This is a genomic window from Devosia ginsengisoli, assembly GCF_024707105.1.
GTDB lineage: Bacteria > Pseudomonadota > Alphaproteobacteria > Rhizobiales > Devosiaceae > Devosia > Devosia ginsengisoli_A.
In genome coordinates this window covers 67,770-83,967 of sequence record NZ_JANQAJ010000013.1, presented here as the reverse complement: position 1 = coordinate 83,967, position 16,198 = coordinate 67,770, and the positions used below count along the sequence as shown (strand labels likewise).

Sequence of the window (16,198 nt, the reverse complement as noted above, 5' to 3'; positions counted from 1 at the left end):
CCTCCCCCTTTTCAGGGGGAGGCTAGGAGGGGTGCTCTTTCTTCGCCATGGCCGAACCGATCCCCATCACCCGCTCCATTGCCATCGATCCGTCCGAGATCGAGGAGACATTCGTGCGGGCGGCGGGGCCGGGGGGACAGAATGTCAACAAGGTGTCGAGTGCGGTGCAGTTGCGGTTCGACCTCGCCAATTCGCCCAATATTCCGGAGGCGATGAAGCGCCGGGTGGCTGTGCTGGCGGGGAAACGGCTGACCAAGGATGGGGTGATTGTCATCACGGCCAATTCGCACCGGGACCAGCCGATGAACCGGGCCGATGCGCTGGAGCGGCTGGTGGGGCTGCTGGTGGCGGGATCGCATGTGCCCAAGGCGCGGGTGGCGACGCGGCCAACGCTGGCGAGCAAGAGGCGGCGGCTGGAGGGCAAGTCGATCCGCTCGGAAATCAAGAAGCTGCGCGGCAACCCGTCGGACACGCAGTAGCGCCTGCGCTGTTTCAATAGCGACATGGACGTGTGCGACCGTTATCATATCGCGGTTGCTTCGGGAGGTCACAGCGATGAAGATCGCCATTGCCGGCGCGGGCTATGTGGGGCTCGTGACAGGGGCATGCCTCGCCGATTTCGGCCATGACGTGGTGTGCATCGACACGGATAAGAGTTGGATCGACGCGCTGCGACGTGGCGAAATTCCCATATTCGAGCCGGATCTGGCCGGGCTGGTGGCGACCAATCTGGGTGCGGGGCGGCTGTCGTTCACCACCGAACTTGCGGGAGCGGTGGCCGGCGCCGATGTGGTGTTCATCGCGGTGGGGACGCCCTCGCGGCGCGGCGATGGCCATGCGGACCTGAGCTATGTGCATGCGGTGGCGCGGGAGGTGGCGGTGAGCGTCAGCGGCTTTACCGTGGTCGCCACCAAATCGACCGTGCCCGTGGGGACGGGGGACGAGGTGGCGCGGATCATCGCGGCGGCCAATCCCGAGGCGGATGTGGCTGTGGTGTCCAACCCCGAATTCCTGCGCGAGGGCGCGGCGATCGAGGATTTCAAGCGACCCGACCGGATCGTGGTGGGGATCGAGGACGAACGGGCGCGGGCTGTCATGACCGAGGTCTATCGGCCGCTCTATCTCAACCAGGCGCCACTGGTGTTTACCGGGCGGCGCACGGCGGAGATGATCAAATATGCCGCCAATGCGTTCCTGGCCATGAAGATCACCTTCATCAACGAAATGGCCGATCTCTGCGAGGCGACGGGCGCCGATGTGCAGCAGGTGGCGCGGGGCATGGGGCTGGACAACCGGATCGGCGGAAAATTCCTACATGCGGGGCCGGGCTTTGGCGGCTCGTGCTTTCCCAAGGATACGCAGGCGCTGGTGCGGATCGGCGAGGATTTCGGCAGCCCGATGCGGCTGGTGGAAACCACCATCGCCATCAACGAGCAGCGCAAGCGGGCCATGGCGCGGCGGGTGATCGCGGCCTGTGGCGGGGAGGTTCGTGGCAAGACCATCGGCGTGCTGGGGCTGACCTTCAAGCCCAATACCGACGATATGCGCGAGGCGCCGTCGATCGATATTATCAGGGGGCTGCTCGACCGGGGTGCGCGGGTGGTGGCCTATGACCCGCAGGGGATGGGCGCGGCGCGGGAGCTAATCGAGGGGCTCGAATTCGGCGAAAGTGCCTATGACGTGGCCGAAGGGGCGGATGCGTTGGTGCTGGTGACGGAGTGGAACGAATTCCGCTCGCTCGACCTGGCGCGGCTCAAGGATGCGATGAAAGCGCCTGTGCTGGTGGACCTGCGCAATGTGTATCGGCATGACGAGGTGGCGCGGCATGGCTTTGCCTATACGAGTATCGGACGGCCGGCAGGCGCCACAGGCGGTGACGGGCTGGCCGATGCGGCGGAATGAGAGCATGACGTGAAGATATTCGTCACCGGGACAGCCGGGTTCATCGGGTTCACCTGGCGCGGCATCTGCTGGCGGATGGGCATGAGGTGACCGGTTACGACGGGGTTACCGATTATTACGACCCGGCGCTGAAGCGGGCGCGGCTGGCCTTGCTGGCGCGGGAGCAAGGGTTCGTGGCTGTCGCGGGCATGCTGGAGGATACGGCCGGGCTGAGCGCGGCTTTGGCGCGGAGCGAGGCCGAGATCGTGGTGCATCTCGCGGCACAGGCGGGCGTTCGCTATAGCCTCGAAGCGCCACAGAGCTATGTGCAATCCAATGTGGTGGGCACGGGCAATCTGCTGGAGGCGATGCGGGCTGCGCCGCCGCGGCATTTCCTGTTTGCGTCGACCAGTTCGGTCTATGGCGGGAATACCAAGCTGCCCTTTGCCGAGACGGACCGGGCCGACGGGCCGGTTTCGCTCTATGCGGCGACCAAGAAGGCGGGGGAGGCGATGGTGCATTCCTATGCCCATCTGTTCGGCATTCCATCGACCTGCCTGCGGTTTTTCACGGTCTATGGGCCGTGGGGGCGGCCGGACATGGCGCCGATCAAGTTTGCCACTGCTATCCTCGATGGGCGACCCATCGATGTCTATGGCCATGGGCGGATGCAGCGGGATTTCACCTATGTCGACGACCTGGTGGCGGCTATCGACCGGCTGAAGGATGTGGTGCCGGAGCTGGGCCGACCGGTGGCGCATGACAGCCTTTCGGCGGTGGCGCCATTCCGGGTGGTCAATATTGCCGGGGGGCGGCAGACCGAGCTGATGGATTTCATCGCGACCATCGAGGCGGCTTTGGGGCAGAAGGCGGAACTCAACATGCTGCCGATGCAGCCGGGCGATGTGGTGGCGACGCAATCGGATACCGCCCTGTTACGGGAACTGGTGGGGCAATTGCCGGAAACGCCGGTGAAAACGGGCGTGGCGCGGTTCGTCGACTGGTTCAGGGACTATTACGGGAGAGCCTGATGGCTGGGGGCGGGGTCAAATTCGGCACCAGCGGATTGCGCGGGCCGGCCGCGGCGCTGGAGGGGCAGGTGGCGCGGCGCTATGTGGCGGCTTTCCTGCGGCATGCCGGGCTGGCTGGTGGCAGCAGGGTGTTTTTGGGGCGGGACTTCAGGGTGTCGAGCCCGGCCATTATGCGCGATTGCGCGGCGGCGATCGGGGCGGCGGGGCTGGAGCCGGTGGATTGCGGGACGCTGCCGACGCCGGCACTCGCGCTGCATGCCATGGCGGCTGGCGGCGCGGCGATCATGGTGACCGGGAGCCACATTCCGGGAGATCGCAACGGGCTCAAATTCTACTTGGCCAGCGGGGAGATCAGCAAGGCGAACGAGGCCGGGATCGTCGCGGCGTTGCGGGACGAGGTGGTTCCCGATTTCGCCGGCGAGATGGCTGATGAGGCTGCGGCGGCCGAGGCGCGCTATGTGGCGCGGTTTGCTTCGCTGTTGCCCGAGGGCGTGCTGGCGGGATGGCGCATCGGGGTATTCGAGCATTCCAGCGTGGCGCGGGATTTGCTGGGGCTGATCCTGAGGGGCTTTGGAGCTGAGGTGGTGAGCCTGGGGCGGAGCGCGGATTTTGTCCCCGTCGATACCGAGGCTTTTGGCGACGCAGTGTTCGCGCCGCTGCCGGGCTGGGTGGCGGACTATGGGCTGGATGCCATTGTTTCTGCCGATGGCGATGGCGACCGGCCGTTGCTGATGGACGGGCGGGGCGGCTTCGTGCGCGGCGACGTGCTGGGGCTGATCACGGCGCGCTATCTGGGGGCGCAAAGCGTGGTGACGCCGGTGACCTCCAATTCCGGGATCGAGCGCACGGGGGCATTTTCGCGCGTGGTCAGGACGCGGGTAGGCTCGCCCTATGTCATCGAGGCCATGGCCGGGGCGCCGGGCGCGGCGATCGGGTTCGAGGCCAATGGCGGGACGTTTGTGGGCGAGAATGTGAAGGCGGCGGGCGTGGCGCTGCCGCCGCTGGTGACGCGCGATGCGGTATTGCCGCTGCTCTGCGCGCTGGGGCTGGCCGCGGCCAAGGGGCGGAGCGTAGCAGAGGTGGTGGTGGAGCTGCCATTGCAGCATGCGCTGGCGGGGCGGTTGCAGGATGTGCCGGGGGAGAAGAGCGCGGCGTTTCTGGCACGGCTGGCCGGGGATACTGACTATGCGCGGCGGCTGTTTGTGCCGCATGGCATTGCCGGGCTGTCTGATATTGACGGGCTGCAGTTCCGGACCGAGGCCGGGGACATGGTGCATTTTCGGGCGTCGGGTAATGCGCCGGAATTGCGGTGTTATGTCGAGGCAGGCACGGAAGCGGGGGCGCGGGAGCTGCTGGACTGGGGGCTGGCGGTGGCGGCGCGGGAGGTGGGGTAGCGGCGGAGGTGAGTTTTTGTGGGGATACCCCCTCCTAGCCTCCCCCTGATAGGGGGAGGAATCTGGCTGGTGTATATGGCAAAATCGAGCCAAATTTCCGATCTGTTCCTCCCCTATCAGGGGGAGGTTAGGTGGGGGTATCCGGCAAGGATCGGCCGCATAGCGGCCACTTCTACTTCGCTGACGCGTCGATGGTGACTTTGCCGATGAGGACGGTGGGGTCGTCTTCGGCGGCCATGAAGTCCATGAGGCCGAGGCCGGGGGCTTCCTTGGCGGTCATTTCGATGGTCAGGTATTTGGCCTTGCCGCTGACGAAGCTGTTGATCGCGGCGCCGACCTTCTGGGCTTCGGCGGCGCCGGCCAGCAGGCCGATGACCGTGCCTTCGGCCAGGCCTGCGAAGATCGGGCGCATGGTGGCAGGGTCGGAGCCCTGTTCGGCGGCGACGGTGGCCAGGATGATATCGGAGAGGCCGGTATCGGTGATATCGAGCTTGAGATTGGCAATGGCCACGCCCATGGCGGCGGCCAGAGCCTGGTTCTCGTCGAGGCCGAACAGGGCTTCGGTGGCATTGGCGATGGTGCCGGCCAGCTTGACGGTGGCGAGATTTGCGCCGGTGACCGAGATTTCGTTGATGGCGATGGCGTTATCGGCCTCGTTCCAGGCGGCATCGAGGGTGAAGCCGGCATCGATCTCGGTGACGCCGAGGTCGATCAACTGGCGCAACTGCTCGTCATCGGTATCTTCGGGCAGTGAGACCAGGATGTTGCTGGCCGTGGTCAGCACATTGGTGGGGATGCCGTTGAGATAGTCGGCCAGCGACAGGTCGAAGGCGCCGAGGCTGACCTTGATGCGTTCGCCATCGCTGTCGGGATCGGGCACGTCCACCGCGACATCGCTGAAGGAGAAGCCGGCAAAGGCGGGAATGAGCGAACGGGCATTGGCCATGAACCAGGCTTCGTCAATGGCTTCAGGCGCGCCCTGGATGGCGGCGATCGGCGCGGAGAGGTCCATTTCCTTGACGGTCATGTTGCCCACCTGCACCGAACCGTCATCCTCGATGGTCATGTCCAGGCCATCCATCGAGAAGGCGGGATAGATGCCCGGGCTCATGCCGCCCATGGACATGCCGGCAATGCTGAAGCTGATCGCACGGCCTTCATCATCGGTGCCAGCGCAGTCAAAGCCGCCAAAGGTGGCAGGGGAGGTTTCAAAGGCGGTGAAAAGATCGACATACATGCGCAGGGCGGCGCCGATCAGTTCGGGGGAGGGATCGTCCTGCTGGGCGTCGAGGGTTTCGGCCAGGGCCATGATCTCGCCGAAGGAATAGTTCAGCGGCCGCGCCTTGAATTCGGCGGCACTGGTGGCGCCCATGGTGCAACTGATCTCGGGGGATTCGAAGCTGCCGCCCTCGAAACTGAAATCGGTGTAGATGGTTTCGAGCTCGGTCTGGCCGCCGGCATCGACCAGGCCATAGAGGCCGAGCACGCCGCCGATATTGAAGCCGGCGGCGGAGAGGGGGGCCGAATTCGCCGCTGCCATTGTCGCCGGCATCCATGCTCATGGTGGCAAGGCTGACCGAGGCGGCAGTGCCATCGGTAATGTCGGACAGGACAAGATCGGAGAAGGTGACGGTTGTCTCGTTGGTCTCGCCCTCGAGCGTGGTGGTGGCCGAAAGGGTGATTTCGGGGATGGTGATGCTGGTGGCGGTCAGGCCGGCCAGCGCATCGGCATTGTCGACGAGCTCGCCGCTGAAGATGGCGCGGAGGGTGGCTTCATCCACATTGGAGTCGACGGCGTCGATGGTGGGGATGTCGACGGTGATTTCGGACTCGGTGGCCATGGCGGTGGTCGCGGGGGGCGTCGTGCCCTTGTCCTTGACCTTCTGGGCCCAGGCACTGCCGGCCGGCAGGGCAACGCTCATGAGGCAGGCGGTGGCAAGAATGGCCAGGCGCTGCCGGGACGTGGTGCTGAACGGCGTCATCGTGTTCTCCCGCTTTGACGTGTCGGCAATCTGGGGCATCGGCCGCCCCGCTTCAAGGGCAAAGGCGCCGACGAGCTGCTGCTAGTAAACCGTGGTCAGGACTTCGATTTCGCGCGGGGAGCCGGCCTGGACCTCGAATTCGCGGTTGAAGACCTGGCTGCCCTGCTTGGCGAGGACGAGATATTCCCCTTCGGCCAGGACGGTGGAGGGGAAGGCGCCGAGCTCGGAGAAGATGGTGGCGCCATCTGTGGTCTTGACCGTCCATTCGACGTCGGCAATGGCTTCGCCGCCTTCCTCGGAGACGAGCTTGAAACCGACCTGGCTAGCATGATGGTAGAGCGTGGCATCGGTCAACTGGCCGGCCTCGACGCGCAGGTCGGCGCGCACCACAGCATTGGTCGTGCCGAAATAGGAGACAATGTGGTAGGTGCCGGCATTGAGCGTGACGATATCGTTGGGCTTGAGCCCCTCGGCCACCAGCGCGCGATCGGTTTCCTCGCCGGCGGTGAAGACGTCGAATTTCAGCAGGCCGACCGGAATGGCGATGTCGCCGGTGACGGCGGAATTGAGCCGCAGGGCACCGGCATCGAGAATGAAGGTCTTTTCGTTGGCGCCGGGGACGACCGACAGCGGCTCGCTGGTCTGGGCGCGCCCATAGGCGACGTGGACGACATATTCGCCCGGGGGCAGCTCAACGGTGGGGCTGCCGACGTCGGATTTGGCGACGAGCGCCAGTTCGCCATTGGCGTCGGGCTGGGTATCGAAGATGCGCCAGACCACGCCATCGGGAATGGGGGCGCCATCCTGCGTGATGCGGACATTGAGCGCCACGGGCTGGGGCGCCGAGGTGAGGGCGGCAATGGCTTCGGTGGCAGGAGTCGCGGCGGCGGGCGCCGGCAGCGGCATTGGCGGCAGGCTGTCGGGATCGGGCCGGGGGCGCGGCATGGGCGGCATTTCGGCCGCGGTTTCCTGCGCGAAAGCGGCCGGGAGGGCGCCCGACGGGGAGGCAAGAGCTGCGGCCAGCACAAGCAAGAGGGCGAGTAGTGGTCGCAAAAGCATCGGGTCTCCCGTGGCGTCAGATGCCAAGCCGGCTGAATCAGTTGCGCCCTCTTAGGACGCGATTAGGGAAAAGCTGTGTCACAGACGGCATGGGAAGAAAACACCGCAATGGCACCAGCGGCGGATTTTGCCCCGGCTTGTGCATGTGTTGCGCTATCGCCAACAGAGGTTCCCGCTTTCGCGGGAATGACACTGTGGTAGAGAGACGCTTCGTTGATGGAGTCTGCCATGCCTGCCAATGCCGCCCTGCGCGACTATCTGCTCACCCGCCGCTCGGTCGGCATCGCGTTTCTCAAGGATCCGGGGCCGGATGCGGCGGAGCTGGAGCAAATCCTGACCATTGGAACGCGGGTGCCTGATCATGGCAAGATCACGCCATGGCGGCTGGTGGTGATCGCGGGCGAGGCGCGGCAGCAGGTGGGCGAGAAGCTGGCCGAGATCGCGGCGCGGAACAATCCGCGGCTGGATGAGGCGGGACTGGAGATCGAGCGGCAGCGGTTTTTGCCGGCGCCGCTGACGATCGGGGTGATTTCTTCGCCCAAGGATCATCCCAAAGTGCCCGAATTCGAGCAGTTGCTGTCGGCGGGCAATGTGGCGTTCAACCTGGTGCATGCGGCCCATGCGCTGGGCTTTGCGGCCTCGTGGGTGACGCGGTGGTATACGTTCGACGCGGAAGCGGCGGCGATGCTGGGCGCGCGGGACGGAGAGCGGTTCGTGGGCTTCGTGCATATCGGCACGCCGACGGCGACGATCGAGGACCGGCCGCGGCCGGCGCTGGGAGACGTGGTGAGCTATTGGGGGGCTTAGAGTTCCCGCTGTTTCAGTAGCCCTCATGGTGAGCCCGTCGAACCACGAGGCGTGGCTGGATAGCTCCACTCGCGCGACCTCGTGGTTCGACAGGCTCACCATGAGGTCTCTGGGGCGGGGGTAGGCTCCGGCTGGCAGGCTTTGGAATGGTTAACAGGTGGTTAACCATTGTGGTGCTGTAGTCGGGGCAATCCGCCAACCCTGAGTCGCAGCTTTCCATGGGCGTACAGCCAATTTCCGTGCCACAGAGCCTGGCCTATGTGCTGACGGCGGCCGGCGACCGGAACGGCGTGGATTTCGATTATCTGCTGCAGACGGCGATGCGCGAAAGCAGCCTCAATCCGCAGGCCAAGGCGCAAACCTCGTCGGCGGTGGGGCTGTTCCAGTTCCTCGAAAGCACCTGGTTGCAGGTGATGAAGGAAGAGGGACCGCGGCTGGGCTATGGCGACATTGCCGGCAATATCGAGCGCTCGTCGGACGGGGATTATTTCGTACGCGATGCGGGGACCAAGGCTGACATTCTCAAGCTGCGCGAGGATCCCAAGATCGCCTCGGACCTGGCGGCTGCCTTCACCAAGAGCAATGGCGACTATCTGAGCCAGCGCTTCGGGCGGATGCCCAGTGCGGGGGAACTCTATATCGCGCATTTTCTGGGGGCGCAGGGAGCCGAGCGGATGTTCACCGCGGGGTTGCAGGACCCGGACCAGATTGCGGCGAACCTGTTTCCCAAGCAGGCGGCGGCCAATCGGTCGATCTTCTATTCCAATGGCGAGGCGCGGACGATCCGCGAGGTCTATCGCGTGCTGGTGTCCAAGCATGAGGGCGGACCAACCAATGCGGCCTTTGCGGCGCAGCAGATGGCCAGCCAGCCGGTAGCGCCGGAACTGCCGGTGGTGCCGTCGCGGTTTTCGCCGGCAAACATGTCGTTTACCGGCCTGTTCAAGAATGAAATCGAGGATGTGTCGGGGACCAGTGCCGAGGGGGATGGCGGGGCCTTCTTCACGCAGCTCTACGCCCAGTAACGGCCGGTGGGGCAACACTGGGGCGCATCCGGGCGTTTACCTGCCGGTAGGCATCCGGACGAACAGCGCGGCGATGCGAGCGACCTCGATAAAAGCGGCGGATCGGCGTTGAGGGAAGCTTAACGAACGGGCCGTGTAGTGAAATGCAGCGGGCAAATGCCCCGCGAAGACGCCAAGGAGGCGGATATGCGCCGGACCAGTGCAGCCGTTCAGACCCAGCGCTCCCTGCCGCTGCCACGCGGCTGGATCATCCTGGGCGGGGCCTTGGCCAGTTGGGCGCTGTTTGCGGGCCTGTGGGCCGGGACGAGCCAGCTATTCGGGTTTGTGCTCTCCGCCATCTAGGGCCAACTGCCTCATTTATGGTGAACCGTTCCTTAAACCTTCCTCACTAGGGTGAATTCCGCGCTGTGCGGAGAGTGGAATGGTTGGCTATCAGGAGTTCGTGTCGCTATCTCAATCGCCTGACAGCGAGGAGCGGGGCAGCGCGGCTCATCTTTCGGCCCTGGCCTATCTCAACCATGTCGGACCTGCTGACGAACAGGCCGCGCTTTATGCGGCGCTGATCGGGTTTCTCGACGATCCGTCGGTGAAGGTGCGGGCGGCCTTGGCCTATGGCCTGCTGCATTCGAGCGAGGCGCCGCGGCCGATCATGCTGGCGCTGCTGCATGACAGTGCGGTGATCGCGCGGGCGGTGATGCAATATTCTCCGGTCCTGATCGATGCGGACCTTATGGGGCTGATCAAGACGCTGGATCTGTCCATGCTGGTGGCGGTGGTGCAGCGGGCCAGGCTCAGCCCGCGACTGGCCAAAGCCATCGTGGCGCGGGGGCATGACCCCGTGACATTGCGGATGCTGCGCCGGCATGAGGTGGCGCTGGGCGATGTCTTGCTGGCGGAACTGGCAGTATCGCTGGGTGGCAATGCCGAAATGCGCGGGGCGCTGCTGGCGCGGCCGGACCTGCCGGCGGCGGCGCGGCTACTGCTGGTGCAGAAGGCGACCGAGGCATTGCGGGGCGCCCGCATCGTCAAGGGTGCGGTGGAAGAGGACCGGCTGGGGCGCATCCTGCGCGACTGCGGCGACACGGCGCTATCGGCCATTGGCGAGCGCGAGGCGGTGCGAACCGGGACGGGAGCCTATGTGGCCGAGCTGATCGTGAGCGACCGGGTCAATACCAGGGTGCTGCTGCATGCCGTGGTGACGGGTCATGTGATGTTCTTTGCCGAATGCCTGGCCGAACTGGCGCAGGCACCGCGGGCCAAGGTGTTCAGCCTGCTCGAAAATGGCAGCCGACCGGCGCTCAATGCGCTGCTGGTGCGGTGCGGGCTGGGGGAGGGCGTGCGCAACCTGCTGGCCCGGCTGGTGCTGCATGCGCGGGCCAGCGACCTGGCCGATGACGCGGCGGCGCGCCACTATGTGGTGACTGTGCTGACCGAGGAACTGATCGCCGAACATGGCGGCGTGATCCCCGAGGAGCTGGAAGAGGCGTTCGCCTATCTCAGCGAGCAGAATATTCTTCTGGCGCGCAAGGCGGCGCGTGGGGTGATGACGGCGTTTGCCGGGGAAGCGGCTGGGGCAATGGCGTTGCCGGTGGGCGAGGAGCGGCTGGCGCTGCCGGCGGCTTAGGGTGACTCTTCCCTTCTCCCCATGTGGGAGAAGGTGCCCGAAGGGCGGATGAGGGGGCGCTGAGGTATCCGCGGGCATTGAAGCATGGGATAGCGCAGACCCCTCACCCGTAATTTCTTCTGAACGAAGAAATTACCCCCTCTCCCACAAGGGGCGAGGGGGGCTCCACTCTTGAGGCTGCATCGCCTAAAACCGGAACTGTTCGCTGAGGACGCGTTCTTCGAGGCTGGTGCCGGGGTCGAAGAGCAGGGTGACGCCGTGGGTGCGGTCTTCGCGGACGGTGACTTCGAGCACGTTCTGGAACTCGACATTGTCGGCGACGGCACTGACCGGACGCTTGGGCGCCTCGCGGGTGATGAACCTGACCTCGGCGCGGTTGGAAAGAATGGCGCCGCGCCAGCGGCGGGGGCGGAAGGGGGAGATCGGGGTCAAGGCCAGCAGGGGCGCCTCGATCGGCAGGATGGGGCCGTGGGCGGACAGATTATAGGCGGTGGAGCCGGCGGGGGGTCGAGAGCAGCACGCCGTCGCAGATCAGTTCCTCGAGCCGGGTTTCGCCATCGACGATGATCTGGATCTTTGCGGCCTGGTAGGTGGAGCGGAACAGCGAGACTTCGTTGAGGGCCAGAGCCTGCTGGGTGTGGCCCGAGACGTCGAGGACCTGCATGGATAGCGGGAAAATCTGCGTGGGCTGGGCCGAGGCCAGGCGCTGATCCAGCGCGTCCTCGGAGAAGGTGTTCATCATGAAGCCGACCGAGCCGAAATTCATGCCATAGACCGGCAGGCCGGTGCGCATGACGCGGTGCAGTGTCTGCAGCATCAGGCCGTCGCCGCCCAAAGCCACCACCACATCGGCCGCATCGATGGCGTGGTCGCCATAGCGCGCCCGGAGGCGGGCAGCGGCCCTATCCGCGTCGGGCGTGTCATTCGTCACGATGCAGATACGGGGCTGGCTGGACAAGGAAAGGCCTCCGGTGAGCGGTCGCGACTGCCTATCATGATGTCGGCAGAGGGGCCAGCGATCCGCCGCACCGGCGGCATTTTATGAAAGTTTGACGCCAGCTTGAGCCGAATTGCGACGCCGGTTTCAACGCTCTGCTCGACGGGAGACGGTATCAGCAGGAACAGCCGGGAGAACAAGCCCGGCAATTGAATAAAATTGTACCGAATTTTCGCATTCGGCAGCAATCGGCTGCGCGCATCCTGCTGACATCAGTTCATCAGGGGATGGCACAAATGAATACCAAATTCGCAGCAGTGATGACGGGCCTGGCCATGAGTGTCAGCCTGTTCTCCACCGGCGGCGCGGCCGCCTACAGCAATCCCGGCAAGATCGTCACGTTCGACCTGGTCACCCAGACCGCCGCGATCACGCCGCTTTCGATGCAGTTCTTCTGCGCCAAGAACCGGAGCGAATGCGCCGGCGGCGGCAGCAGCCAGGTCACCATGAGCCCGAACCTCATGGCGGTGCTCAAGCAGATCAACGGCCATGTGAACCGCTCGATCCGCCCGGCACGCGACACGGCCGATGTGTGGGAGCTGAACCCGACCAGCGGCGATTGCGAGGACTATGTGCTCAGCAAGCGCAGCGCGCTCATCCGCCAGGGTGTCTCGGCCGGCGCATTGCGCATCGCCTATACCCATACCCGCCGGGGCGAACCCCATGCGGTGCTGGTGGTCAAGACCAGCGAAGGCGACTATGTGCTTGATAACCTGACCAACTCGATCAAGACGCTGCGCGCATCAGGATACAATATTCGGTCCATGTCTTCGCCCAATCCGACGCGCTGGACCGCCGGTTAAACTGTCACACAAATAAAGAAGAGCCCTGGTGCCCCGGCGCCAGGGCTTTTTTGTTTGCGCGGAGAGCAGGGGCGGGGCGGGCCGGCAGACGGGAAGAATGGGCTGAAACCGGCGGATTTCCGGCATTAAGCCTAATGGGAAGAAGGTCCTGCAAGGGCATGTAGAGGCCAAGCAAAACATTGACAGTAATCATGGGCGGCAGTAGAGATATTAACAAGGTATTAAGAGTGAGGTTCCAAATGCGTAGGCTCGTTGCGTCGATCGTGACCGCCGGTATGCTCAGCGTGGCCGGCCTGTCCGGTGCAAACGCGGCTCCGGTGCCGGGTTTTGAAGACCTCTACAATACAGTATTCACCAGTTGCACGCTGCCTGACGGCACGCTGGCGGCCTGCGAAGCTGCCATCAATGCTTATGCGAGCGCGCTGGTTGCGAATGTCGAACTGACCGTCGCCAACCAGTCGTTCAGCGAGCTCCGCCAGGAAGTCTTCGTGGCCAATGCCGCGGATGAAGAATTCCAGGCCGATATCGACGCGCTGTTCGAGCTCCTGCTGCCAGACTCCGGCGCCATCGGCGCGGTAGCCAGCCCGGCCTAGGCCATCACCTGAAGCTGGCTGCAGGCCAGTTTCCACGCCTGGCCATCGTCTGGCCCGAGGTTTCAGCAACCGGCCGCTCATGACGGGCAGGTCGGTTGTTTTTTGTCTGGCTGCCGCAGGGTGCCGGGCAAGGCGGATATAGTTCAATACCTGCCGGTGTGTGGCAGGTGGAAGTGCTTCTCCGGAAGGTTCTTTCGGAGATCGGTAGCAAAGGGCGGCGCAGCGGTTAACCGAAACGACATCAGGTATAAAATTGTCGTTGGTCTTGCACAGAACTTTGCTATTGTTTGATGTGGCGTAACAAATTGCTTACCATGATGGACTTTACAATTGAGTATCCCCATTGATGGATTCGAGCGTACAGAACGCCTGACGGTAAACAGCAAGTCAGGTGAAGCCAGCCGCGCGGCAGAGATAAGCGCGCTGCGGATCAGCTATCATTCGGGCCTGCCCCTGATGAAGCTGCTGCAGGAACCGCTGTCTTTTGCCCCCAGCGCGAGCCGCGACGCGCATATGACCGCCAAGCGCGTCTTCGATGTGATTTTTTCGATGCTGGCGCTGCTGTTCCTGCTGCCGCTTCTCATCCTCGTCGCCATTGCCGTTCGCATGGAGAGCAAGGGGCCGGTGCTGTTCCGGCAGACACGGGAAGGCTTCAATGGCAGCGCATTCGGCGTCTTCAAGTTCCGCTCGATGCGACGCGAGCAGGAGGATGTGACGGGTGTTGCCCATACCGTGCGCAATGACAAGCGGGTGACGCGGGTCGGCACGTTCCTGCGGCGGACGAGCATCGATGAGCTGCCGCAGTTGCTGAATGTGTTGCGCGGGGAAATGTCGATCGTGGGGCCGCGGCCGCATGTGCCTGGCATGCGGGCGGGGCATCTGAGCTATCGGGCGCTCGTGCCCTATTACGACCACCGGCTGGCCATGCTGCCGGGCATAACGGGCTGGGCGCAGGCCAATGGCCTGCGCGGCGATGCGACCGACCCGGCGCTGGCCCATGCCCGGATCGACCATGACCTGGCCTATATCCAGAATTTCTCGCTGTGGCTCGACCTGCGCATCATCCTGATGACGATCCGGCATGAATTCCTTGGTGGAACAGGAAACTAAGCGGCGCGGTTGCAGCGGTACAAGAAACTATGCGGCGCGGTTGCGGCCGCATGGCTTTGAAGCTAAGCCCACGCCCTGATGGGAGCCGCGTGTTAACGGCGGAGCGGGACGCCGCACGCCTTGTTGGGCTTTTGTAGTGCACCGGAGTTCGGAGAGTCTGGATGGTCGAGATGGCGAGGCTGCTGGAGGTTGCCATTGCAGCGGGCGCGGAAATCCTTCGCATCTACGAGACGGACTTTGCGGTTGCCTACAAGGCCGATGAATCGCCGGTGACGCTGGCCGACATCGCGGCCGAGACGATCATCGTGGCGGCGCTGAAGCGGATGGCGCCTGACATTGCCGTGGTGGCCGAGGAGGCCGCGGCGGCCGGGCAGGTGCCGCTTACCGCCGAACGGTTCTTCCTGGTCGATCCACTTGACGGCAGCAAGGAATTCATCACCCGGAATGGCGAATTCACCGTCAATATCGGGCTGATCGAGCATGGCGTTCCGGTGCTGGGCGTGGTCCATGCGCCGGCTCTGGGCCGCATCTGGTGGGGCCGGGCCGGGGAGGGCGCGCATAGTGGGCGCGTTGTCGACGGAGTCATCATCGAGCGGCAGAATATCTGCGTGCGCGGGGCGGCGCCTGATGGCATCGACGTGGTGGGCAGCCGCTCGCATGGCGCCGGCGATACCGATGCCTGGCTGCAACGCTTCCAAGTGGCGAAGTTCGTGCCGGCTGGCTCGTCGCTCAAATTCTGCCTGGTGGCATCGGGGGAAGCGGATCTCTATCCGCGGCTCGGGCGCACCATGGAATGGGACACCGCGGCGGGCGACGCGATTTTGCGAGCCGCTGGTGGCCGCGTGGAGACGCTATTCGGCGAAGTCCTGTGTTATGGGAAGCGCAACCAAGGCCATGATAGCGACTTCGCCAACCCGCATTTCGTGGCCTTTGGCGACCCCGCGCTGGCGTAGAGCCTTTTTGGGCACCTGGAGTTGATCTATGACGAGTGAACGGATGACCCATTTGCGGTCGCTCGAATCCGAAAGCATCGAAATCCTCCGCGAGGTCGCGGCGAGTTTCGACCGGCCGGTGATGATGTATTCGATCGGCAAGGATTCCAGCGTCTTGCTGCATCTGGCGCGCAAGGCGTTCTATCCCTCGCGCATTCCGTTTCCGCTGCTGCATGTCAACACGACCTGGAAGTTCAAGGAAATGATCGCCTTCCGTGACCGGATGGCGGAGCAGCATGGGTTCAAACTGATCAGCCACACCAATCAGGACGGGGTGGAGCAGGGGATCAACCCGTTCGATCACGGCTCGTCGCGCTTTACCGACATCATGAAGACGCAGGCTTTGCGACAGGCGCTCAATGCCGGCCAGTATGATGCTGCCATTGGTGGGGCGCGGCGGGACGAGGAAAAGTCGCGCGCCAAGGAGCGCATTTTCTCGCATCGCAATGCCAGCCATGCCTGGGACCCCAAGAACCAGCGGCCGGAGCTGTGGCGCGTGTTCAATACGCGGCTCAACCCCGGCGAAAGCATGCGGGTATTCCCGATCTCGAACTGGACCGAGCTGGATGTGTGGACCTACATCTATTCGGAAAATATCGAGCTGCCGTCGCTGTATTTCGCCAAGAAAAGACCGGTGGTGGACCGCTCGGGCACGCTCATCATGATCGACGACGACCGCTTCCGTTTCGAGCCGGGCGAAAAGCCGCGCGAGGAAATGGTGCGGTTCCGCACGCTGGGCGACTATCCGTTGACCGGGGCCATAAGGTCCGATGCAGCGACGCTACCGGAAATCATCATGGAAATGCAGGCCAGCCGCACCTCCGAGCGCGAAGGGCGCCTCATCGACAGCGACTCCGTCGGGTCGATGGAAAAGAAGAAGCAGGAAGGGTATTTCTGATGTCC

General features: G+C 64.2%; 16 protein-coding genes and 1 pseudogene. 14 read left to right on the top strand and 3 right to left on the bottom strand.

What is annotated here, in order from left to right; translation table 11 throughout:
- Positions 1-47 precede the first annotated feature (47 nt).
- From arfB to NVV79_RS20405, 4 genes are all read left to right on the top strand, one after another.
- Positions 48-479 carry an alternative ribosome rescue aminoacyl-tRNA hydrolase ArfB gene (arfB, locus tag NVV79_RS20420; protein WP_303993411.1) on the top strand — a complete coding sequence of 144 codons (432 nt, stop codon included), beginning with the start codon at positions 48-50 and terminating at the stop codon, positions 477-479.
- A gap of 76 nt (positions 480-555) precedes the next feature.
- Positions 556-1,902 (top strand): UDP-glucose/GDP-mannose dehydrogenase family protein, encoded by a 1,347-nt coding sequence (locus NVV79_RS20415; protein WP_303993408.1) that lies wholly within the window; start codon positions 556-558, stop codon positions 1,900-1,902.
- An 86-nt stretch (positions 1,903-1,988) separates the two neighbouring features.
- On the top strand, positions 1,989-2,912 hold the full coding sequence (locus NVV79_RS20410) for an NAD-dependent epimerase/dehydratase family protein (RefSeq protein WP_369684752.1): 924 nt from the start codon (positions 1,989-1,991) through the stop codon (positions 2,910-2,912).
- Positions 2,912-4,306 (top strand): phosphomannomutase, encoded by a 1,395-nt coding sequence (locus tag NVV79_RS20405; RefSeq protein ID WP_303993404.1) that lies wholly within the window; start codon positions 2,912-2,914, stop codon positions 4,304-4,306. The genes NVV79_RS20410 and NVV79_RS20405 overlap by 1 nt, the downstream gene beginning before the upstream one ends.
- Positions 4,307-4,478: 172 nt before the next feature.
- On the opposite strand, the gene NVV79_RS20400 is transcribed toward NVV79_RS20405, so the two are convergent.
- Positions 4,479-5,846 carry a hypothetical protein gene (locus NVV79_RS20400; RefSeq protein WP_303993401.1) on the bottom strand — a complete coding sequence of 456 codons (1,368 nt, stop codon included), beginning with the start codon at positions 5,844-5,846 and terminating at the stop codon, positions 4,479-4,481.
- 14 nt (positions 5,847-5,860) lie between these two features.
- On the opposite strand from NVV79_RS20400, the gene NVV79_RS20395 reads away from it, so the two are divergent.
- The gene (locus tag NVV79_RS20395) at positions 5,861-6,373 is read left to right on the top strand and encodes a hypothetical protein (RefSeq protein ID WP_303993399.1); all 513 of its coding nucleotides are present in this window, start codon (positions 5,861-5,863) and stop codon (positions 6,371-6,373) included.
- On the opposite strand, the gene NVV79_RS20390 is transcribed toward NVV79_RS20395, so the two are convergent.
- Positions 6,370-7,347 carry a hypothetical protein gene (locus NVV79_RS20390; protein ID WP_303993397.1) on the bottom strand — a complete coding sequence of 326 codons (978 nt, stop codon included), beginning with the start codon at positions 7,345-7,347 and terminating at the stop codon, positions 6,370-6,372. The genes NVV79_RS20395 and NVV79_RS20390 overlap by 4 nt on opposite strands.
- A 228-nt stretch (positions 7,348-7,575) precedes the next feature.
- Between NVV79_RS20390 and NVV79_RS20385 the strand changes: the two genes are divergently transcribed.
- The 4 genes from NVV79_RS20385 (at position 7,576) to NVV79_RS20370 (ending at position 10,800) form a co-directional block, all read left to right on the top strand.
- Positions 7,576-8,154 carry a nitroreductase gene (locus NVV79_RS20385; RefSeq protein ID WP_303993394.1) on the top strand — a complete coding sequence of 193 codons (579 nt, stop codon included), beginning with the start codon at positions 7,576-7,578 and terminating at the stop codon, positions 8,152-8,154.
- Positions 8,155-8,372: 218 nt separating this feature from the next.
- Entirely contained in the window at positions 8,373-9,176 is an 804-nt protein-coding gene (locus NVV79_RS20380) for a transglycosylase SLT domain-containing protein (protein ID WP_303993392.1), read from the top strand.
- 186 nt (positions 9,177-9,362) lie between these two features.
- Positions 9,363-9,518, top strand: coding sequence for a hypothetical protein (locus NVV79_RS20375; protein WP_303993389.1), 156 nt, complete (start codon positions 9,363-9,365; stop codon positions 9,516-9,518).
- Between the two features lie 79 nt (positions 9,519-9,597).
- Complete coding sequence (locus tag NVV79_RS20370; RefSeq protein ID WP_303993387.1) at positions 9,598-10,800, top strand: DUF2336 domain-containing protein; 1,203 nt, start codon at positions 9,598-9,600, stop codon at positions 10,798-10,800.
- Positions 10,801-10,986: 186 nt separating this feature from the next.
- Here the strand turns inward: NVV79_RS20370 and NVV79_RS20365 are convergent.
- Positions 10,987-11,758: pseudogene (locus NVV79_RS20365) on the bottom strand (NAD kinase).
- 275 nt (positions 11,759-12,033) lie between these two features.
- On the opposite strand from NVV79_RS20365, the gene NVV79_RS20360 reads away from it, so the two are divergent.
- From NVV79_RS20360 to cysD, 5 genes are all read left to right on the top strand, one after another.
- Entirely contained in the window at positions 12,034-12,600 is a 567-nt protein-coding gene (locus NVV79_RS20360) for a transglutaminase-like cysteine peptidase (RefSeq protein ID WP_303993384.1), read from the top strand.
- 239 nt (positions 12,601-12,839) lie between these two features.
- Positions 12,840-13,193 carry a hypothetical protein gene (locus tag NVV79_RS20355; RefSeq protein ID WP_303993381.1) on the top strand — a complete coding sequence of 118 codons (354 nt, stop codon included), beginning with the start codon at positions 12,840-12,842 and terminating at the stop codon, positions 13,191-13,193.
- A gap of 330 nt (positions 13,194-13,523) precedes the next feature.
- Positions 13,524-14,303: a sugar transferase gene (locus NVV79_RS20350; protein WP_303993378.1), complete on the top strand. Its 780-nt coding sequence runs from the start codon at positions 13,524-13,526 to the stop codon at positions 14,301-14,303.
- Positions 14,304-14,464: 161 nt separating this feature from the next.
- The gene (gene cysQ, locus NVV79_RS20345; protein WP_303993376.1) at positions 14,465-15,256 is read left to right on the top strand and encodes a 3'(2'),5'-bisphosphate nucleotidase CysQ; all 792 of its coding nucleotides are present in this window, start codon (positions 14,465-14,467) and stop codon (positions 15,254-15,256) included.
- Between the two features lie 28 nt (positions 15,257-15,284).
- The gene (gene cysD / locus NVV79_RS20340) at positions 15,285-16,193 is read left to right on the top strand and encodes a sulfate adenylyltransferase subunit CysD (protein WP_303993373.1); all 909 of its coding nucleotides are present in this window, start codon (positions 15,285-15,287) and stop codon (positions 16,191-16,193) included.
- The last annotated feature ends 5 nt before the right edge of the window (positions 16,194-16,198 follow it).